The 19,749-nt window shown below is 53.9% G+C and carries 21 protein-coding genes and 4 tRNA genes; 16 read left to right on the forward strand and 9 right to left on the reverse strand.

Going from position 1 to position 19,749, the window contains the following annotated elements; genetic code table 11:
* Positions 1 to 96: 96 nt before the first annotated feature.
* The 3 genes from ACTOVJ_RS02320 to ACTOVJ_RS02330 all read right to left on the reverse strand — a co-directional run bounded on the left by ACTOVJ_RS02320 (position 97) and on the right by ACTOVJ_RS02330 (position 1,218).
* Entirely contained in the window at positions 97 to 306 is a 210-nt protein-coding gene (locus ACTOVJ_RS02320) for a DUF3073 domain-containing protein (protein WP_449501804.1), read from the reverse strand.
* 151 nt (positions 307 to 457) lie between these two features.
* Positions 458 to 817, reverse strand: coding sequence for a DUF3618 domain-containing protein (locus tag ACTOVJ_RS02325; RefSeq protein ID WP_449504048.1), 360 nt, complete (start codon positions 815 to 817; stop codon positions 458 to 460).
* Positions 814 to 1,218: a phage holin family protein gene (locus tag ACTOVJ_RS02330; protein ID WP_449501802.1), complete on the reverse strand. Its 405-nt coding sequence runs from the start codon at positions 1,216 to 1,218 to the stop codon at positions 814 to 816. The genes ACTOVJ_RS02325 and ACTOVJ_RS02330 overlap by 4 nt, the downstream gene beginning before the upstream one ends.
* 148 nt (positions 1,219 to 1,366) lie before the next feature.
* Here ACTOVJ_RS02330 and tpx point away from each other — a divergent pair, with 148 nt between their 5' ends.
* Positions 1,367 to 1,864 (forward strand): thiol peroxidase, encoded by a 498-nt coding sequence (tpx, locus tag ACTOVJ_RS02335; protein ID WP_449504047.1) that lies wholly within the window; start codon positions 1,367 to 1,369, stop codon positions 1,862 to 1,864.
* A gap of 95 nt (positions 1,865 to 1,959) precedes the next feature.
* Here the strand turns inward: tpx and ACTOVJ_RS02340 are convergent, their stop codons facing one another.
* Together ACTOVJ_RS02340 and ACTOVJ_RS02345 are read right to left on the reverse strand one after the other, a co-directional pair.
* The gene (locus ACTOVJ_RS02340; protein ID WP_449503069.1) at positions 1,960 to 2,577 is read right to left on the reverse strand and encodes an HAD-IA family hydrolase; all 618 of its coding nucleotides are present in this window, start codon (positions 2,575 to 2,577) and stop codon (positions 1,960 to 1,962) included.
* 47 nt (positions 2,578 to 2,624) lie between these two features.
* Positions 2,625 to 3,143 (reverse strand): carbonic anhydrase, encoded by a 519-nt coding sequence (locus ACTOVJ_RS02345; protein ID WP_449504046.1) that lies wholly within the window; start codon positions 3,141 to 3,143, stop codon positions 2,625 to 2,627.
* A 147-nt stretch (positions 3,144 to 3,290) separates the two neighbouring features.
* Here ACTOVJ_RS02345 and hemH point away from each other — a divergent pair, with 147 nt between their 5' ends.
* Positions 3,291 to 4,355: a ferrochelatase gene (hemH, locus tag ACTOVJ_RS02350; protein WP_449504045.1), complete on the forward strand. Its 1,065-nt coding sequence runs from the start codon at positions 3,291 to 3,293 to the stop codon at positions 4,353 to 4,355.
* Positions 4,356 to 4,413: 58 nt separating this feature from the next.
* Here hemH and ACTOVJ_RS02355 read toward each other — a convergent pair.
* From ACTOVJ_RS02355 to ACTOVJ_RS02365, 3 genes are all read right to left on the reverse strand, one after another.
* Positions 4,414 to 4,489, reverse strand: a tRNA-Phe gene (locus tag ACTOVJ_RS02355).
* A 38-nt stretch (positions 4,490 to 4,527) separates the two neighbouring features.
* Positions 4,528 to 4,601, reverse strand: a tRNA-Asp gene (locus tag ACTOVJ_RS02360).
* Between the two features lie 33 nt (positions 4,602 to 4,634).
* Positions 4,635 to 4,707: transfer RNA gene (locus tag ACTOVJ_RS02365), tRNA-Glu, on the reverse strand.
* A gap of 212 nt (positions 4,708 to 4,919) precedes the next feature.
* Here ACTOVJ_RS02365 and ACTOVJ_RS02370 point away from each other — a divergent pair.
* Genes ACTOVJ_RS02370 through ACTOVJ_RS02380 form a run of 3 tightly spaced genes read left to right on the forward strand, consistent with a single transcriptional unit; the run spans position 4,920 to position 8,033 of the window.
* Positions 4,920 to 6,743, forward strand: a complete 1,824-nt coding sequence (locus tag ACTOVJ_RS02370; protein WP_449504044.1) for a mechanosensitive ion channel family protein — start codon at positions 4,920 to 4,922, stop codon at positions 6,741 to 6,743.
* A complete protein-coding gene (gene msrB / locus ACTOVJ_RS02375) occupies positions 6,736 to 7,173 on the forward strand; it encodes a peptide-methionine (R)-S-oxide reductase MsrB (protein ID WP_449501796.1) in 438 nt (145 codons plus the stop codon). Before ACTOVJ_RS02370 ends, msrB begins: the two co-directional genes overlap by 8 nt.
* 2 nt (positions 7,174 to 7,175) lie before the next feature.
* A complete protein-coding gene (locus tag ACTOVJ_RS02380; RefSeq protein ID WP_449501795.1) occupies positions 7,176 to 8,033 on the forward strand; it encodes an endonuclease/exonuclease/phosphatase family protein in 858 nt (285 codons plus the stop codon).
* Positions 8,034 to 8,134: 101 nt separating this feature from the next.
* Here ACTOVJ_RS02380 and ACTOVJ_RS02385 read toward each other — a convergent pair.
* A tRNA-Lys gene (locus ACTOVJ_RS02385) sits at positions 8,135 to 8,207 on the reverse strand.
* Between the two features lie 175 nt (positions 8,208 to 8,382).
* On the opposite strand from ACTOVJ_RS02385, the gene ACTOVJ_RS02390 reads away from it, so the two are divergent.
* From ACTOVJ_RS02390 to ACTOVJ_RS02440, 11 genes are all read left to right on the forward strand, one after another.
* Positions 8,383 to 8,985, forward strand: a complete 603-nt coding sequence (locus tag ACTOVJ_RS02390) for a hypothetical protein (RefSeq protein WP_449503124.1) — start codon at positions 8,383 to 8,385, stop codon at positions 8,983 to 8,985.
* Positions 8,986 to 9,044: 59 nt separating this feature from the next.
* Entirely contained in the window at positions 9,045 to 11,324 is a 2,280-nt protein-coding gene (locus ACTOVJ_RS02395) for an RNA degradosome polyphosphate kinase (protein WP_449504043.1), read from the forward strand.
* Positions 11,321 to 12,427 carry an NUDIX hydrolase gene (locus ACTOVJ_RS02400; RefSeq protein WP_449504042.1) on the forward strand — a complete coding sequence of 369 codons (1,107 nt, stop codon included), beginning with the start codon at positions 11,321 to 11,323 and terminating at the stop codon, positions 12,425 to 12,427. The genes ACTOVJ_RS02395 and ACTOVJ_RS02400 overlap by 4 nt, the downstream gene beginning before the upstream one ends.
* Before the next feature lie 125 nt (positions 12,428 to 12,552).
* Positions 12,553 to 13,662, forward strand: coding sequence for a phosphate ABC transporter substrate-binding protein PstS (pstS, locus tag ACTOVJ_RS02405; RefSeq protein WP_449504041.1), 1,110 nt, complete (start codon positions 12,553 to 12,555; stop codon positions 13,660 to 13,662).
* Positions 13,663 to 13,707: 45 nt separating this feature from the next.
* Positions 13,708 to 14,799, forward strand: a complete 1,092-nt coding sequence (gene pstC / locus ACTOVJ_RS02410; RefSeq protein WP_449501791.1) for a phosphate ABC transporter permease subunit PstC — start codon at positions 13,708 to 13,710, stop codon at positions 14,797 to 14,799.
* Complete coding sequence (gene pstA / locus ACTOVJ_RS02415) at positions 14,796 to 15,869, forward strand: phosphate ABC transporter permease PstA (protein WP_449504040.1); 1,074 nt, start codon at positions 14,796 to 14,798, stop codon at positions 15,867 to 15,869. Before pstC ends, pstA begins: the two co-directional genes overlap by 4 nt.
* 117 nt (positions 15,870 to 15,986) lie before the next feature.
* Positions 15,987 to 16,763 (forward strand): phosphate ABC transporter ATP-binding protein PstB, encoded by a 777-nt coding sequence (gene pstB, locus ACTOVJ_RS02420; RefSeq protein ID WP_449501789.1) that lies wholly within the window; start codon positions 15,987 to 15,989, stop codon positions 16,761 to 16,763.
* Positions 16,764 to 17,008: 245 nt separating this feature from the next.
* Complete coding sequence (locus ACTOVJ_RS02425) at positions 17,009 to 17,755, forward strand: hypothetical protein (RefSeq protein WP_449501788.1); 747 nt, start codon at positions 17,009 to 17,011, stop codon at positions 17,753 to 17,755.
* A 9-nt stretch (positions 17,756 to 17,764) separates the two neighbouring features.
* Positions 17,765 to 18,391, forward strand: coding sequence for a heme-binding beta-barrel domain-containing protein (locus ACTOVJ_RS02430; protein WP_449501787.1), 627 nt, complete (start codon positions 17,765 to 17,767; stop codon positions 18,389 to 18,391).
* Positions 18,388 to 19,464 (forward strand): CAF17-like 4Fe-4S cluster assembly/insertion protein YgfZ, encoded by a 1,077-nt coding sequence (gene ygfZ / locus ACTOVJ_RS02435; protein WP_449504039.1) that lies wholly within the window; start codon positions 18,388 to 18,390, stop codon positions 19,462 to 19,464. Before ACTOVJ_RS02430 ends, ygfZ begins: the two co-directional genes overlap by 4 nt.
* Complete coding sequence (locus ACTOVJ_RS02440; RefSeq protein WP_449501785.1) at positions 19,461 to 19,745, forward strand: hypothetical protein; 285 nt, start codon at positions 19,461 to 19,463, stop codon at positions 19,743 to 19,745. The genes ygfZ and ACTOVJ_RS02440 overlap by 4 nt, the downstream gene beginning before the upstream one ends.
* The last annotated feature ends 4 nt before the right edge of the window (positions 19,746 to 19,749 follow it).

Below are 19,749 nucleotides of genomic sequence, written 5' to 3' on the forward strand. Positions count from 1 at the left end.
ATTCCCAAGAATCAATGGGGGGGCCCCCACTAAAACCTAAGGGGGGGGGCGCGCCAATTGGCCCCCCCCCTCCACTTACGTCAGTACGAGCTGGAATTACTTCCAGTCGTCTTCATCCCAGTCATCTGTTGCTGGGGGAACCTCGTAGTGATCCGGATCGTACTCCTCCCAATCACTGACGTCATCATCCTTCTCATTGTGAGAAGTCAGTTCACGTTCGAGTGCCTGGTAATCGGTTTCCGGGCTGAAGTACTTAAGATCGCGTGCTACTTTACGCTGCTTGGCTCTCTGACGGCCGCGCCCCATAGGCTCGACCTCCCTCAACTCTCGAAGGGGCATGGTGCCCCAAATGCTTCACATCAATTTCCGGCCTCAGTTTACTCGTTTCCGCGTGTGAACTCTACGTGGAACGTTCGCTGGAGCCGAACTGTGCTCAATTACTTATCTGTGGATAAACCTATTTCTTGAAGATTGCTCGCGCTACCACACCAAGAATGACGGTTGATGTTGCGGCAAGGATGCCGATAGCTTGACGATCGCCGTTCTTCGCGTCGACAAAAAGCCCTGTTATTTTCTCTTTGACAGTATTGACCTTGGCAGACGCCGCAGCTTTGGCATCTTCTCCTAGACGCTTCGGATCAAGCTTCGCTGCCAGTTCATTGACTGTCGCCGTCATTTCATCGCGCACTCGTTGCATATCTTTTTCGATTTGTTCGGGTGTGCGGTTATCGGGGGTATCGTTATGCACTTCGTAGTCCTTAGCAGACTTACGAGATGCATCGGCAGCCGCCTGAACCCTGTTCACTGCTTCGCTCACTTCGTGAATCCCTTCTTTATTGCGTCCACGTCTTTTGTCAGACCCGCCTTCGGATCAACGATGTTTTGCTTGGACGACTTAAACTTTGCCAGCGCCACGAGCGCTAGGATAACCATGATGAGGAGCAGGATCCCAGCCACTGTGAGGAAAGCAGCCCACACTGGCATGACATGTGCAAAACCGGCGACCGCTGCACCCAACAAAAGGGTGAGCAGGTAGAAAGCGAGCACACCGACAACGGCTAGTAATGCGCCACCGATGCCAAGTTTCGTGACCTTTGCCTGGAGCTGAACTGTGGCGTATTTCAGTTCGTCGCGCACGAGCGCTGAGAACTGTGCGGTGATCTTTGCGACCAGTTCGCCGATTGATGGCCCCTGCTTCGGATTGTTCTCTAATGTCACGTTTGGCTCCTTAATGCGGCACCCACTCGGCGCCACTACTACCTTTCTATGGTATAAGACACTTGCCCTTTGCGCGCGTGAGTACAGGGAATTCGCTCTCGGCGTTCACGTCTGCCGACTGCGACACTGCCGCGCATAGGATGGACGCATGTCTGAGATCACCATTGGCGGCAAGTCCGCGGTAACTGTTGGTTCACTACCCGACGTTGGGACGTCGGCTCCTGATTTTGTACTCGTTGGTCAGGATTTAGCCGAACTCAAACTGGGAGACTTCGCGGGTAAGCGTGTTGTTGTGAATATTTTCCCGTCTCTGGATACTCCAACGTGCGCAGCATCAGTTCGGCACTTTAACTCTCGTGTCTCTTCCCTAGACAATACAGTGGTGCTGTGCGTCTCGATGGATTTACCTTTCGCTGCGTCGCGTTTCTGCGTTGCTGAAGGGCTTGACGACGTTCTGCCAGCATCGGCGTTCCGCTCAACTTTTGGGGAGGATTACGGCGTGACTCTGAGCGAGGGTGCGTTTGCGGGACTACTTTCGCGCGCCGTCGTCGTTATCGACGAGACGGGCACGGTGGCGTATACCGAACAAGTTGCGGAGTTAACCGAGGAACCGGATTACGATTCAGCAGTTGCGGTGCTCAAGTAAAGTTCCCACTGTCAAAAGCGATGTGACGAGGCGGCCGAGAAAAATCTCGGCCGCCTGTTTCTTTTCGCTGACGGTGACAGCACCGTAGGCACTACCTACCGCAAGTATGGAACCTCAAGAAGGTTGTGGACTGTCCAATCAGCTTTTGTCTGAGTGCGAATACCGTCAGGCGCCAAGCGTGCTGCGCGCAAACCCGCAGCGTGTGCTGCTGCCACATCGATTTCTCGATCGCCGACAGCGAGTGTGCGCGATGGCTTGAGACTACTGCGATCAAGCATCTCAAGGAACATTGTCGGATCAGGTTTGCGTGGGAATCCATCGGGGGCGCAAATCATATCGGAGATGAGATGCGACAGATCGTGTTGTTCAAGCAGTGTTGTGGCTGATGGGCGATCGCGATGAGTGACGATAACATTCATTCCGCCGTCGTCCACAATTGCTTCCAAGGCTCGCCGTGCTTTGGGAATTAATGGGGCAGGAGTGTCTTGCCAGGAATCTTTGAGAAAATCGTATGCTGCGTGTAATTCGCCCTCTGAAATGGGGAAACGTTGTGCAAGTGTCTGAATCGCTGAGGAGATCGAACGCCGGGTCAACATTGCCACGCCTGCAGGCGAAATCTCACCACCGGCGTCGGCAATTTTCGCCGCAAATAACGCATTGACCGGAGAATACGTATCAATGAGCGTGCCGCCCATATCCCATATCACGTTCATGACGCTAGTTTACGGCGTGCTCGAATGTGAAATCTGGGAGATCTTTCCTAGAGTTCTTCGACTTTTCCTGACGCCAGCTGGTAGCGCAACGCTACCGTCGGCACATTGAGCTGGGTGCGAAGAGTATCTGCGGTGGCACGCGCATGAGCTCGTTCGACGTCGGCTGGAGTGGGAGCAGGAGCATCGAGCGTGCGCAAGACCGGCACAATTGCCTCTGACAGGCATCCCGACGTGGGTGCCTGGAGTGCTGTTTGAACCGCGCCGCAACTTTCGTGGCCGACAACCACCACGATTTCTACACCGAGATGGTCGACAGCGTATGCAAGCGACGCGATAACTGTTGAGTCGAGAACATGTCCGGCAGTGCGAACGGTGAAGATGGCTCCCAGTGGCTGATCGAAAATGATCTCCGGTGCGACACGCGAATCCGCACACGCCATAACTGCTGCGAATGGGTGTTGTTCGGCCACGAGGGACTGACGGAGGTTGATTGCAGGCGTATGCGGGGTATTCGAGACAAACCGAGCATTACCGTCAAGGAGGCGCTGTAAATGCGTGGAGGACATCGCAGACTTTCGATCGGAGGAGTGAAAATTGTTCGCAGACTGTTCGCGGACTGTTCGCGGGTGGAAGGTCACAGCCAGTATATAAAGAGGTATGCGTGATCACGCAGCGTATTAGAGAATCCATCTGGCGTTCAGTAAAGTAGCTTCATGGTCAATACATTCGCGACCCTATATGCTGCGGCAATGAAGCCGGCAGTGCTGTTGGTCAATCTTGGGACACCGGATTCGTTAGCGCCTGCAGATGTGCGCCGATTCCTTCGCGCATTTCTGACGGATCGACGCGTGATTGAGATGCACCCTGCGTTATGGAGGCCAATCTTAGAAGGGATTATTTTGCGTGTCCGACCGCGTCATGCGGCTTCTTTGTACGCTCAGATTTGGGGAGAAAAAGCAGGTGAGGGGGTTGTGGGGTCACCATTGATGCATTGGAGTCAGGCTCAGCGTGCCGATCTTGACCGGCGCTTGGGGGCAGACGCCGATGTCTTCCTCGCGATGAGGTATTCGGCACCCACCGTTCGACAGATGCTCACTGACCTGCAGCGGCGTGGCTACCGACGCGTGTTGGTGATGCCGATGTATGCACAGTATTCGGCGACGACGGTGGCGAGTGTGATGGACGAAGTGTCTCGGTGGTCACTAGAGAATCGCGATCAGCTGGAGTTTCGGATGGTACGTTCTTTTCCTACCGATATGCTTTACATTGAGGCTGTCGCAAGTGCGATTGAGAATGTCTGGGAAAAGCGGGGTGCTCGGCCAGATTTTGCGCAGGGTGAGCGTTTGATTTTGAGCTTTCATTCCTTGCCGCAAGCGATGGTGGATAGTGGCGATCCGTATGTTCGAGAGTGTGAGGCGACGGCGAAGGCTGTGGTTCGCCGGCTCGGTCTCGAATCGGAATATGGCCGCGGTGTTCTGACAACGTATCAATCAGTCTTTGGCCCGGCGAAGTGGGTAGGCCCGGCCACTATTGATACTGTGCGTGAGCTTGGGGCTGCTGGTGTGAGGAGCCTTGACGTGGTATGCCCAGGTTTTGCTACAGATTGTCTTGAGACACTTCAGGAAATCAATATTTTGAATCGTGGCGAATTTGTCAATGCGGGCGGGGCGGCCACCGGCTTTACCTATATCCCCGTGGCGAATGATGCGCCAGCATTCATGGACGCCCTGGAGAAACAAGTGCGTCGAGGGATGAGCGGCTGGGAATTGACGATGTAAGACGCGGGAGCTTATTGGCAAAAACAAAACCCCGAGGAATCAATGATTCTCGGGGTTTTGGTGGCTCCGACCGGCGTCGATCCGGTGACCTTTCGATTTTCAGTCGAACGCTCTACCAACTGAGCTACAGAGCCAGTGAGAAAAAACGCCCGGAAACCGGGCGATTCTTCCGCGACCCTGACGGGACTTGAACCCGCGACCTCCGCCGTGACAGGGCGGCGCGCTAACCAACTGCGCTACAGGGCCAGATTTTGCTTTCGCGTGCTTCTGGTGAAGCAGTACCCCCAACCGGATTCGAACCGGTGCTACCGCCGTGAAAGGGCGGGGTCCTAGGCCGCTAGACGATGGGGGCCTAGATAACCAACAAGTTGGTTACTTGCTCGTTCCGAATCCTCGGTGGAACGGGTATTAGCTTAGCCCGAATTGTGGGGGTTTTGCAAAATCAAAAGAGTGTGACGTGCGACACTCTGCAAAATGGCGATATTTCAACACTTTGCGAAAGAAGATGCTGGGAATCTCCAGTGGTGGGCAAAAACTGTCATACCTTCTCGGTAGGCTTAAGACATGTTCACCCATTGGTTTGCCCAAGCAGTTATGGCGAAGTCTCCGACACCGTCACCCACTCCGTCGCCGTCGCCGTCGTCATTGGAGGAAAAAGCTCATGAAGTAGTCGAAGCGTCTTTTGATGTCATGCAGATAGTCATTGGGGTCGGGGTTGGTGCGGTTGCTGGTCTGATCGTTGGCCTAGTTTCTATCGCGGTTCTGACGGCGATGGTTACTCGCCGCAAGCACCTGAAGCCGATCATCCATGCAGTTGCGCGCCCAATCGACTTGTTGCTGATCGTGATTGGAGCGTGGTTCGGTTTTAATTTTGCTGCCGCAAACACCGCACAGGATGTCGAACCCTATTGGTTCGCGTATGCAAGCCAAACGTTCCTTATCGCGGCCATTATCGCTGGCACGTATCTTGTCGCCTCGATTGCGAAAGGCGTGGTCACTTCCATTTATGCACGCGTCAATGAACTGTCGAGTTCAAAGGCCGCCCGGATTGAAACACAAACACAGATCCTGCATCGGGTGATTTTAGTTGCGATCTGGTTAATTGGCTTCGCTGCAGTGCTCTTAACATTCCCTGGCGCTCGGGCTGCGGGAGCATCCTTATTAGCCTCAGCGGGCGTGTTATCTGTGGTCGCTGGTATCGCCGCGCAAGGCACACTGAGTAATGTTTTTGCCGGGTTGCAGTTAGCCTTCTCTGATTCGATCCGTGTTGGTGACATTGTTGATTTCGAAGGCAATTACACAACGGTTGAAGAAATTACTTTGACCTACGTGGTTCTTGCGATTTGGGACGGACGGAGAATTATCGTTCCTTCCCAGCGTCTTGTCTCACAACCGTTCCAAAACTGGACTAGGCGTGCACCCGAAATGTACGGCGATGTGACTTGGCAAGTGGACTGGGCGGTTCCTGTTCAGGCGATGCGTCTGGAGGTGGAGCGATTGTTAGCCAATTCCGATCTTTGGGACGGTCGCCTCGGCGTTTTTCAAGTTAGTGACGCCAATGGGACAAACCTTGTCGTTCGTGCGGTGATCTCCGCAAAGGATTCCTCCACGCTGGTCGATTTGAAGAATTACCTACGCGAACAAATTGTTTTATGGATTCAAAAAGAAGCGCGCCAATCGATCCCCCATCAGCGAGAATATCGCCATGAGAGTGTCTCCATTGAAGAGGCACGTGAGGCAACAACCGCTCTCGTTGAAGCGCGCCTGGCGGAGGAAAAGAGAGCAAAGCAACAAGCGCACGAGTCGCAGACTGCGATGCGTACACCGACTTACCCCTCCACCTTCGAACTGGAAAAACAAGATGTTCAGTCCACACGAGTGCTCACCGCTACTGAGATGAAAATCCTTGCGCAGAAAGCAGAGTTGGCGTCGACTCCTGACGATATCGATGGAAAGTCGGCTCAACGTGCAACACCCTCTGCAACCGCAACGGCTTCCGCAGGAACGCCGTCGGGAAAGATAACGAACCGCGGAAAGTCGATGGCGAAAGCGGCACGAGAGTTCGCCAGCTCCGGGAAGTTTAAGCGTACGTCTATTGCGCAGCGGCTGAGCCAATCTGCTACCCAAGAAACTCACGAAACTCCTCTGACCACGCCATTGACTACGACCGCGAATGTGAAACCCGGCCACGAAGCCTCCCTTTTCTCGGGTTCTCCTGAGAACGAACAACGAGCAGAAACATATGCAGGCCCAGGTGAAGAAGCCTATGAAGAACGCAATCGCAAGGTTGATGACATTAAAATCGCGGCGAAAGGGAACACAACCGCGGTAGAATCTGGCGACACCGCTAGCGAATCGCAGGCGGCTCAAGGAGGCGAAAATGACTGAGAAGAAGTATCCCAAAGCACGCACTGAGGAAGAGTGGAAAGCCCAGCTCACCCCTCTCGAATACAATATTTTGCGCACTGCCGGGACCGAAATGCCTGGCACAGGCGCTCTTTTGAATGAGAACCGTTCGGGAATGTACCTGTGCAAAGCCTGTGGATCAGAGCTATTCACGTCTGAGACCAAGTTCGATTCGTTCTGTGGGTGGCCTTCATTCTTTGATCCGGATGAGAAAGATGCTGTCGAGTACATTGAGGACACATCATTGCCTGGGCGGCCTCGAACAGAAGTGCGTTGTGCTTCGTGTGGATCGCATCTCGGGCACGTGTTCCCCGATGCTCCCCAGACTCCCACTGGTCTGCGCTACTGTATGAATTCGGCGTGTTTGACATTCGTTGCGGATGACGGCTCTGTTTCTGGGGCGGAGGGCTGATCGTGAGAATCGGCACATTCAATCTTCAATATGGCACAACCGCGGATGGATGGCGTCCTTCATCGAAGGCTCTCGTTGCATTAGCACAGGAGCTGAAAGAAGAAGAACTTGATCTGCTCTCGTTACAGGAAGCTGATCGTTTGAATATTCGTTCGAATTTTGTTGACCAAGCGAAGATCCTTGCCGACGAACTCCAGATGTATCACCACTTTTCCCGCACAACATTCGGTACTGGAATTGCAATCCTTTCGCGTAAACCGATTACTCGTGTACACGACCTTGAGCTTCCAAAGGTTCAGTGGGCTCTACGCACCGGGCAAAAGGGGTATGTTGGCGGGTTGCGTTTCAAGCCGGAACAGCCGCGGCGTGTGACATATCTTGAAACCTCTGATTCGGGAAAACCGCTCATTTTTGCCTCTACCCATCTTGAGGCATCAACAACTACTCTTCGAGTGCAGCTTGCGGTTGCATTGGCAGGATTTGCGCGTGTTGCCAGATTAGATAAAGCCCACGCGGAGGATGCATTTGAAGAGGGCACTGCAGTGACACCAAAAGGTGGTGTGTTTCCTGCCATGATTCTTGCTGGCGATTTCAACACTGATCCAGGCATTGTTAACGACGTCAGTCAGCATCTACTCACAAAAGCTGCAGAGTTAGTGAAAGAAGATCGTCCATGGTGGATGGGGGAGTCACTGCCACAGTTTGCACAACTAGCAGAAGGACTGACTTTCCCGGCCTCGGAACCGACCAAACAAATCGATCACCTTCTTGGTGTTGGTGTGAGTGCAAAAGATGCACACACCCGTCGGTTTACTATTTCGGATCATCTCGGGCTTTTTGCTGAGGTGGAGTTGGATTAGGCCGGAACAACGCTTCTGGCTTATAATCCACGCTTCGCAAGGCGTAGGCAAGGTGCAGGATTGAAAAATAAGAAAAGCGGCGATTAATCGCCGCTTTTCTGTAGGCCCCGTGGGACTCGAACCCACAACCCATGGATTAAAAGTCCACTGCTCTGCCAATTGAGCTAGAGGCCCATGGGATGAAACATCCACCCCCACACTCTAGCGCGTGTTCGACATTTTTGTGAAGTCAGAAAGAAAGAAATTTTCCACAATTTCGCTCTGCGCCATCACAGCCCACGGATCGGGATTCGGTATCGACGGCAGGAGGGAGTGTGGGAGACAATAGAAATAACACGAAGGAGTAGTCATGTCATCTCGTCCACGGCGTCCAGCGCAGCTTGAAGCAGAACAGATTGAGCGAATCGAGGGTGAATCGGATACGGCTTACAATTCCGAGCTTGCTCACACCACGGCACAAGCGATTGTGCCACTTGACGGGGTATTTCGTGAAGATGACCCCGAAGTGAAAAACCGAATTTTGAGCATGGTGGCAACTGAAGGAATCGACGTTGTCGCAGAATCGTGGGTTCGCTCTCCCGATGATTCGTTGCCGGGTATCCTGTGGCGCGGTTTTCTTCTGAGTGAATGGATTCGCCGTTATCCTCAGGTGGTAGGTGATCGTCTGGCGGCAGCTGCTAAAGCAACGTCACGGGAGACAAAAGTGGATCCGCAGCAGGTGCGTGCACAGTGGGCGGAAGTATTCAAGGGCGCATATTTAGGAGACTTTGGGAAAGTGCTTGCTGATTCTGCGCATCTGACGTCAGTTTTGGGAGAAGTCGAGCCAACATGGATTACGAATGATGCCCACCCGCTCGCTACTGAAGTGACATTAAGAACGACGGCGATGACCACGACATCACGAGAGTTTCTCCACGCCGCTCAGTCTTATCGAAAAGGTGAATTGCACTAATTCCACAAGGGTCGGCTCCATGTGGCCGATCGAACGAGGAACTGAGGAACGGGAAAATGATGGCGGAAAACGAACCAACTTTTGAAGTGAAAGACGCAACCCAGTTTTGGCGCGCGGGTGCTGATCCGCAGCAGGTCGATAAACAGAAGAAAGCAGTCCTCGGATCAGCGGTGACTACCGAAACCTTGGCACAGGCGTCTGAAAGATTGATGGAGAACGAAGAATCTGATCTTCCTCAGGGGCGTTTCGCTGATCGTGAGCTGAGCTGGCTCGCATTCAATGAGCGTGTCCTCCAACAAGCGGAAGATCAGGATCTTCCGCTCCTAGAACGAGCCTGGTTTTTAGCAATTTTCGCTTCGAATCTGGATGAATTCTTCATGGTGCGTGTGGCTGGTTTGAAGCGGCGCATTGCTATGGGAATGGCCACGCCGAGCGCTTCGGGTCTTAGTCCTCGCAGGGTGCTCGATAGCATTAACCTGCGAGCCAAGGAACTCATGGCTCGCCATGCGAAAGTTTTCCGTAAAGATATTGCACCGAAACTCGCTGAAAATGGCATCGTTATCCAACACTGGGATGAGCTTGAAGAGTCATCCAAGGATCGTATGCGTAAATTCTATCGACGTCGGATTTTCCCTGTACTGACGCCCCTAGCAGTGGATCCAGCGCATCCCTTCCCGTATATTTCTGGCCTCTCGCTGAATCTCGCTGTGATCGTGCGTAATCCGAAGAGCTCAAAAGAGTTTTTCGCTCGGGTAAAAGTACCTGCCCTGCTTCCGCGATTCATCGCGGTGGACTCAGAGGGGCGCCCCTATGATCCAGAAGACGTGCCAACAGATGAACATGGTCGTACCTATTACGTGCCGCTGGAAGAAGTGATTGGCGCTCATCTCAATACGCTCTTTCCCGGCATGGAAGTGTTGGAGTTTGCCACATTCCGAGTCACTCGTAATGAAGACCTCGAAGTGGAAGAAGACGACGCCGAAAACCTTCTGATGGCGCTTGAGAAGGAGCTTTTACGCCGCAGATTCGGTGCTGCGGTTCGCCTTGAAGTGGCTAAAGATATGTCCGAGCACGTGTTGACCTTGTTGATGCGTGAGATGGGGGTCCGAGAAGAAGATGTCTTCCGGCTCCCCACACCGCTGGATCTGACGGGATTGAACTCTATCCACGATCTGGATCGTCCGACATTGAAGTACCGAAAGTTCGTTGCTGTGACTGCCGCAGGGCTTGCTGAACGCGAAACATCAGCTCCACCGGATGTGTTCCGTGCGATGAATCGTCAGGAAGTCCTTTTACACCACCCCTACGATTCCTTCTCCACTTCTGTACAACGTTTCCTTGAACAAGCCGCTGCAGATCCGAAGGTTCTTGCAATCAAACAAACCCTCTACCGCACATCCGGTAACTCCCCGATTGTTGATGCTTTGATTAAGGCGGCAAATGCCGGAAAACAAGTCCTTGCAGTCGTGGAGATCAAAGCGCGCTTCGATGAACAAGCCAATATTGAATGGGCTCGTAAACTTGAGCAGGCTGGGGTTCACGTGGTCTATGGCATTGTTGGATTGAAGACTCACGCGAAACTTTCGTTGGTCGTACGCCAAGAACCTGATGGCTTGCGTCGGTACTGTCATGTTGGGACAGGCAATTACAACCCCAAGACTGCCCGCGGATACGAAGATTTTGGCCTCCTGACATGTGATCCAGATGTGGGACAAGATCTCACCCGTTTGTTCAATCAACTGTCGGGATATGCGCCAAAGGTTAAATTCCACAGGCTCCTCGTGGCGCCAACGGGGATCCGTACAGGGCTCGTTGAACGAATCGAACGCGAGATGGAGAACAAGAAAGAAGGAAAAGACGCCTGGATCCTTCTCAAAGCCAACTCTCTTGTAGACGAGACCATCATCGATGCGCTCTACCGTGCTTCCCAGCATGGAGTGAATATCCAGATTCAGGTTCGTGGCATCTGTGCTCTGCGTGCCGGAATTCCAGGGCTCTCGGAGAACATCAAGGTTGTCTCCATCCTTGGGCGTTTCCTTGAACACTCACGGGTCTATGCATTCTGCAATGACGGTGATTCGGATGTTCTGATCGGTTCTGCTGATCTGATGCATCGCAACCTTGATCGTCGTATCGAAGCGCTCATCAAAATCGTCGAACCTGAACAAATCGAATTCCTCATCGATCTCGTCAGAACTGCATGTTCTGACGAAACCGCTTCGTGGCGTCTCGATGGTGATGGATGGCACCATGTTGCCCACGATTCCGAGGGAAATCGCCTTAAAGATATTCAGGAGATATTGATGCGCCGCGCTCGCGATCGGGTGAAAGCGAAGTGAGCGCATCGATCGATGTTCATGCGGCTGGGGCTGTGGTATGGAGAGTTCGTCACGGAATTCTCCAAGTTCTCTTAATCCACCGCCCCAAGTGGAACGATTGGTCATTTCCAAAAGGGAAAGTGAAAACCGGTGAATCTTTAGTTGAGTGTGCAGTGCGAGAGGTCACTGAAGAAGCCGGGATTGTTCCCATTCTTGGTCAGCCCCTCGGCCGGCAATACGACGATTTGCCTGACGGACGCCATAAAGAAGTCCGATATTGGACAGCCACTGTCGCTCCACCGCAATCACCGATTCGTGATGTCCGCCCGCGTGGATGGGTAGCGAATAAGGGAGAGATTGACGATCGTCGATGGCTAGCTGCCTCAGAGGCAGAAAAGAAACTGACTCGGGATGATGACCGCAAGATCCTGAACAAACTCATCAGGGCTCATAGCGCTGGGACACTTGAGACGATACCGATTGTGCTTATTCGCCATGCGCGTGCAAAATCGCGCTCCTCGTGGGCGGCACAAAATCCTCATGCTACTGAACACAACCGGCCACTGACGAAAGCCGGTTCTGCACGTGCGCGTCATCTTGTAATGACGCTTGGAGCATACGGAATTCAAGAAATTATCTCGTCACCGTGGATTCGCTGTGTCGACACTGTCGCTCCGTACGCACGAGCAATCGGTAGCGTGGTTCGAGTGGTTGACGAGCTGACTGAATCAGCATTTGTTGCTGATCCACAACGATTTACTGCGTGGATGCGGAACCGTTTTGAGCAGTCTGACTTACCTGCGGTGATTTCGTTACACCGGCCAACACTGCCTGCGGTGATGGAGGTGCTTCAGGACTACACTCGGGCGAAGGTTTTTTCGCAGATTCCGAAAAAAGATCCATGGCTCAAAACAGGTGAAATGATCATTGCTCACGTAACACGCCATGCGTCGGCGTCGGCGTCGGCATCGGCGTCGGCGTCGGCATCGGCGTCGGCAACCAGTGAAAATTTCGTGCATGAGCTCAACCCACCACATCCGCTCGGCTCCACGAATCAGGCGCAGGTACAGCAGAAAATTGGACGAAATGTCGTCGCTCTTGAACGTCTGCGGCCATCAGCTTGAGTTTATTGTTCACCAACTGTTTACTTAACCGCACCGTCCGTGTTTCCTTGGATTTTTTAGGCTAAGTCTCAGAGCGGGGGATCCGCCCTCGCACATTTGAGGTTCGCCTCGGGAATGAAGGAATCATGAATCTTTCAGGCAAAGCTCGCGCATCGGTTAGTGTGATTGCTCTGGCAACTCTTCTGACTGCGTGTGGAGCTCCGTCGGTCGGCTCACTTTCAAAATCACAGGACAGTGCTTCCGTTGGCGCTATGGAAGGCATGACGAAGGGCACAGTGAACGGCTCTGGTGCATCATCGCAGGTCAATGCTCAGCAAGCGTGGCGTGACCACTTCACAAAAAACACCGGGACTCGTGTGAATTACGATTCCACCGGATCAGGAACAGGACGCCAGCAGTTCATTGCTGGCCAGGTTGCTTTTGCGGGAACTGATTCCCTGCTGAAAGAAGATGAAGTGAAGAAAGCGACTGAGCGTTGTTCCTCCGATCCGCTTGAGCTTCCTCTCTATATTTCTCCCATCGCGATCGCTTTCAATCTGCCGGGTATCACGCACTTGAACCTCGATGCCGCCACGATTGCAAAGATCTTCTCGGGCAAGGTCACCAAGTGGAACGATCCGATGATCGCCTTCCAGAACGACGGAATCACACTTCCTGATCTTCCCGTGATCCCGGTTAACCGCGCAGATGACTCAGGAACCACAAAGAACTTCCAGCAGTACCTTGCCCAGGCGGCAAAAAATGAGTGGACGGCAAAGCCATCGGATGTTTGGCCAATCAAAGGCACACAGTCGGCAGAGCAAACGTCTGGCGTGATTGAGCTGACCAAGTCCACCCCAGGCGCAGTGACATATGCGGATGCCTCGCAAGTGGGTCAGCTGGGGACCGTCAGGGTCAAAGTGGCAGGCGAATATCTCAAGTACACCCCCGAAGCTGCCGCAAAAATTGTTGACGACTCCCCGATGACCTCCGACGCAACAGATCGTCGTGTCACCTTCGATCTCAAACGTGACGGGTCAGTTGCGGGCGCGTATCCGATCGTATTGGTCTCTTACCTCGTGGCATGTACTAGCTATCCCAATGCTTCCGACACAGCAAACGTCAAGTCCTATTTCGAGTACATGGCCTCGAAAGAAGGGCAAGAAATCGCGGCCAAGGCTGACGGTGGCAACGCGCCGATCTCAGACAAACTGCGCGAAAAAGTGAACGCAGCTATCGATCTGATCGGCAAGTGACAAGTTCGGAGCACATCTGATCGGTGTGCCCCGTAAGGAGAAAATGTGAGTGAAAATCTGGACAGGCCAGCCGCGTCGGCGAAGAAAATGATACTGGTGGGCAAGCCGTCCACAACTGACACAGCCTACAAGTGGGTGGCGACGGCGGCTGCAGCAACAATGCTTCTGCTTCTCGCAGGGGTGGCGATCTTCTTGGGAATGTCGAGCCAGAACGCGTTCCTCGCAGATTCAGCGACGATCGGAAATGACGTCTCATTCGCGCGCGGTATGGGATTTTGGGGATTCACAGCGGCAGCGCTCTTTGGCACTGTCCTGGCCTCAGTGATCGCACTAGTCATTGCCGTCCCCTTTGCTGTCGGGATCGCACTTTTTATCTCGCATTACGCTCCCAAGCGCGTGGGATCGATTGCTGGCTACGTCATTGATCTCCTTGCAGCGATTCCTTCCGTTGTTTTCGGTCTGTGGGGCATGTGGAGCCTAGAACCGCTGATGCGCGGAATCTTCCACACTATTTCCACTGTCCTGACTCCACTTTTTGAGTTCCTTGCCGGAACTCAAAAGATCGTCAATGGGCATACAGTGTGGAGCGGTGGTCTGCCAGGTCTGCGCTACATGGCCGAAAATTTCGCGTGGTGGCCCATTCAACCTGATTCGGCAGCATTTACTCCTCCCGCGCGCAACATTCTGATGGGCGGGATCATTCTGGCGATCATGATCTTGCCGATCGTGACGTCACTTACACGCGAAGTATTTCTCAAAACACCGCGGCTCCAAGAAGAAGCTGCCATCGGTTTGGGTGCCACACGTTGGGAAATGATCCGTATGGTGGTTCTCCCACACGGTCGGAGCGGAATCGTCTCGGCCACAATGCTCGGCTTGGGGCGTGCGCTGGGGGAGACGATGGCATTGCTCATGGTGCTTTCGCCTGGTTTACAGATAAATTTCAATCTCCTCAAACCAGGGCAACATTCGACGATTGCCTCCCAGATCGCTCTGCGTTTTCCTGAGGCATCTGGACTCGCCGCCGATTTTCTTGTCGCCACTGGCCTAGTGCTCTTTGTCGTTACTTTTGGCGTGAACTTTGTGGCACGCGCAATCGTTGCCCGCTACTCTGAATTCTCAGGAGCTAACGCATGATAACACAACCGATTCTTGGTGAACGTTCCTCATTTGTCACAGATCAGAAGCAATTGCCGACATCCTTCCCATACGTTGCGGCAGTAGTCGCGATTGCGATCGGTGTGATCGTCGAAGTAATCCTCGCTCCGCACGCCGATTGGATCGCGGCGGGTATATGGGCACTCCTCATTTTTATCGCCCTCACAATCGTGGCGGCTTTTGCTGTGGAAGGACGCCGGTATGGTACTGACCGGGTGGCAGCTTCGGCCGTGGTTGCAACTTTCGTTCTCGCGGTGATTCCTCTTGTGTCCTTGCTCTACACCGTGGTAGCTAACGGTTGGTCGCGAATGAGCGAAGTTGGCTTTTTCACTGCCACAACGTTCGGTTCTTCGATCCCGGGCATGGTGACAGGAGCCGGTCATGCTATCGTTGGGACTCTCCTGATCACTGGGGTGACAGCGCTTATCGCCGTTCCCCTTGGTGTTCTGACCGCGGTGTACCTGGTCGAATATGGTCGAGGGCCGTTCGCAAAAACGGTGACCTTCCTCGTCGATGTTATGACGGGCATCCCCTCAATTGTTGCCGGTTTGTTCGCGGCAGCGATGATCCCGCTGGCGAATTATTACATCTTCGGTGAGCCGCAGTTCAAAAGCGGTTTGGCGGGATCGGTTGCGCTCGTGGTCCTCATGACACCGATCGTCATCCGCAATACGGAAGAGCACCTGCGTCTCGTTCCTCACTCGTTGCGTGAGGCATCCTACGCTCTGGGTGTGACCAAGGCGCGCACTATTAACAAAGTTGTCCTTCGCACCTCAGCCTCTGGCATCATTTCGGGCGTGGTGATTGCGGTTGCTCGCGTTATCGGAGAATCAGCCCCGCTGATGATCACTGCCGGAACTACCGATCACTATTCGACCAACCTGTTCACTGGTCAAATGCTGACATTGCCTGTGTATGTCTACTACGAGTACAAGAAGGGGAATCAAGCAACGGCCTGGGCAGGTGCTCTGGTGTTGATTTTGCTGGTATTGCTCCTGAATATGGCGGCTCGCTGGATCGCGAAGAAATTCCGTCCCGCTGGCGAATAACAAGGCGACGTGGAATACGCCCAGCCGACCTCGGCTCTCACTGACGTCGTGTGATAAAGAATTTCGGCACTGCCTCCCCGGCCTCGGGTGTCAGTGCAACAAAGGAAAGGACAACCCGTGGAAGGTATTCAAGCTCGCGGACTCAATATTTATTATGGCACCCACCTTGCAGTAGAGGATGTCAATATTGACATCACGGCGCGATCAATCACGGCACTAATCGGGCCTTCGGGATGCGGAAAGTCAACATTTTTGCGCTCATTGAACCGTATGCACGAGGTGATTCCGGGTGCACGCGTGGAAGGCGAAGTGCTGATCGACGGTGAGGATATTTATGCTCCACGTGTGGATCCTGTGGCCGTCCGTAGCCACGTGGGAATGGTATTTCAGCGTCCGAACCCGTTCCCAACAATGTCGATTGCAGAAAACGTGTTGGCGGGCGTGCGCTTGAACAACAAGAAGCTGTCAAAGTCTGACGCCGAGGCTATCGTTGAGGAATCGCTGCAGGGAGCGAACCTATGGGAAGAGGTCAAGGATCGCCTGGATCGCCCTGGTTCGTCGCTTTCGGGTGGTCAGCAGCAACGTCTGTGCATTGCTCGTGCAATCGCTGTGAAACCCGAAGTCCTCCTTATGGATGAACCGTGTTCGGCTCTCGACCCGATCTCGACGCTGGCAATCGAAGACCTCATGCAAGAGCTCCGCGAGGATTACACGATCGTGATCGTTACGCACAATATGCAGCAGGCCGCACGCGTTTCCGAGAAGACCGGATTCTTCAACATTGCAGGTACCGGCACACCTGGTCATCTCATCGAGTATGCAGATACGGAGAAGATCTTCTCCAATCCGGACAACCAGCAGACCGAGGACTATGTTTCGGGTCGCTTTGGGTGATGTAAAGCAAAACAGAAGAATGTGTGGCGCAAACGATCGTTTGCGCCACACATTCTTCTGAAAAGGGCATCGAGCCAGAGTGCGCCTGTCGGCGCGAAGGCCACTCGAAGTGGCAATTATTGGAGCCCGGGGCATTCACAGCCCGATGCCGTGCCTCCATCCTACTCATCGATTTCCTCACGCGCTACCCCGCCAGGATCACTTCACCATCAGCGATGAAGCGTGAACCGTGGAAGAATAACGATGTGAGTGAAACAGAGAAGAAATCGTTGATCGAGATGCATCCGGGCTACACGCGTGGCGTATTAGGTGTGCTCGGAGCGGCAGCGCTAGCTGTCGCAGGCGTCACGAGTAGCTCTATTATGGCGATCGGTGTACTTGTTATTGCCTTGCCGTTGGTGGCAGGGTGGCCGTACCTCGTCGGCTTGCCAAACAAACCCGCAGCATATCCGCTTCTTGCCCTTACGCTCGTGGCTGCAATCGGTGCAGGACTCTTCGGTGACATTCGCTCATTTGCCGTGGTCTGCGCTGCCGGACTCATGGGTGTCTTCGTGACGGAAATGGCACGGAAGGATCTTGGTGGAAAACGCGTCGAGCAAATTTCTGGCCTCCTCCTTGGCGTTGTGACGTTGATATCGGCTGCGATGTGGATTCGTGTCGCTGCAGGACAAATGGGGGAGGATCTTATCACCACAGTGGCCGTGACGATTGCCGTGGTGTCGTTGATGCACGCTTTCGACTCTATTTACTCTCCGCTCCTCGGTTTTCTTAACGGCGTCACCGTGGCAACAGCAATGGCATGGTTGACAAATGTTCCGATGCTTGCAGGTGCTGTGCTCGGTTTCGCTGTCGGCGCGGCCTATTTCCTCACGTGGCGTGCAACGGATGCTCTGGAGATCTCCAGCCGGAACCTCGCCGGAGCGGCGCGCGCGTTTATCCCACATTCAACGCTTGGCGTGGTTACCTTCGCGATTGCGCTCATTGTGTTCTAGCCTTGAGACATGTTTAATCTTCACCCCACTCTTGCACCGGAAACCTACCCCTTCGCCTGGATGGTGGATCGCTGGGTTGGCGGCGGTATCCTGGAATACGACAACATTGACGCTGCGGCATACGTCCACGAGGTGACGATCGAAAATACTGACGGTGGCCCGTACCTGCGTTATGAATCTCGAATCTGGCTTGCGGCTGAGCCTGCTGAAATCGTTGATAAGGAAGAAAGCGGAACTACCACATATGCCAAGTTGACGAAGGAACGCTTGTGGTCGGTGACCACCGGGTATCTTCGTGTGAATCCGAACGTTGAGAAGCGTGCCGACGGGTCGAGTGCAGTTGAAGCAATGGTGGCTTCCCCCGCGGGTAACACACAATTGTGGGTCGGTCTCATTAACGGCCCCCGCCTTCAGATGGTCACCGACGCTGTTGCTCGAAGTGCGTCGGGAGCGGAGTTTACCTCTGCCAAACTGATGGCTGGCAATGTTGCTTCCGATCTCTTCTACGCCTACGACATGGAAGCATTCGGGTCCGAACTTCGTCCCTACCTCGCTGGACGTTTGTCGCATACGAATGCCACCGACGTCGTCCTTCTGGGCGACGACGAGCGCCCCCAAGATGAGGATGATCAGTGAGCGCTGTAATCGACGAACTAACAGGAGTTCCTGCTCACTACGGTTCCCCATTCGCTGAACAGCGTCAATTGCGTGCGGGACGCGCGTATACCGATCTGGGGCACCTCGATATCCTGACGGTGTCAGGTGCAGATCGTCTGACTTGGTTGACGAATCTGTCCACTCGTGATTTTTCGATGCTCGCTGTCGGTGAAGCGTCCGAAATGTTGATCCTCGATCCCAACGGGCATGTCCAAGAAGCCGCGAGTGTGCAACTTACTGAGGATGAGGTCTGGCTCATCACTGATGGTGATCGGGGTGAATCGCTTGCGGCATTTCTCAATTCGATGCGTTTTATGTTGCGTGTAGACGTGGTTGAACGCAACGACGTCACGATTTTCGGTACAGGGGCGCCGGCGTCGTCGCTACCAGCTGCTGTGGCAGAAAAGGCGTTGCTTGTGTGGGAAGATCCATGGCCGCGCACTGCTGTCGGCGGTGCAGACTACGGGATTTCAGATACTATCCACCCAGCTGCTGATTCGTATCGGACGCTCGTTGTCGTCCCTAGGGCGGATGATGACGAAGTTCGTTCAGCCTTCGGGCAAGCAGGTCTCACCCCAGCAGGATTACTCGCCTGGGAGGCGAATCGCGTAGTGGATCGGCGTCCTCGAATGGGTGCCGAGGGGAGTATTGAGCGCGTGTTGCCTCACGAACTTGACTGGTTGCGCACAGCGATCCATCTCAATAAAGGATGCTACCGTGGGCAAGAGACAGTAGCGAAGATCGTCAATCTTGGGCGCCCTCCGCGCCGCTTGACGTACCTCTATCTTGAAGGGCCGCAAACAGACCTGCCCGAACCGGGAACAGAAGTCGTCAGTGGCCGCGGTCGCAAAGTTGGTGTGCTGACCTCTGTTGTTCGTGATGTCGACGAAGGACCAGTTGCACTGGCGTTGCTCAAGCGATCGACGCCAGTGGACGAGCTTTTGTCAGTAGGCGCATACACGGCATCGCAGGAGGTTATCGTCTCTCCTGAGGGGAAGAGCTCGGTGTCGCCAGCATCGCGTCCAGGGGCTGAGTTACGGGGGCGCAAGTGACGTACTGGCTTTCGTTGATTTTAGCTCATTTCATTCCCGTTCTTTTGTTTATCGGTGCCGCCTTTTCGCTTCTTGACGCGGCATTGCGCCCAGCAGATCGGTGGTGGGCTGCTTCTCAACCGAAAAACTTTTGGTTGGTTTGGATGGGTGTATCACTGGTTCTCATCGTCGCTGACTTTATGTATCGACTTCCGATGGGTGGTTTGATTACGCTGGTGATGGCGGTGGGGATCGTGTACTACATCGGACCTGAGCGTCAGCGTATGGGGCGTTGGCGTTAGGATC

The sequence above is a fragment of the Arcanobacterium sp. (ex Cirak et al. 2026) genome, from assembly GCF_053585065.1.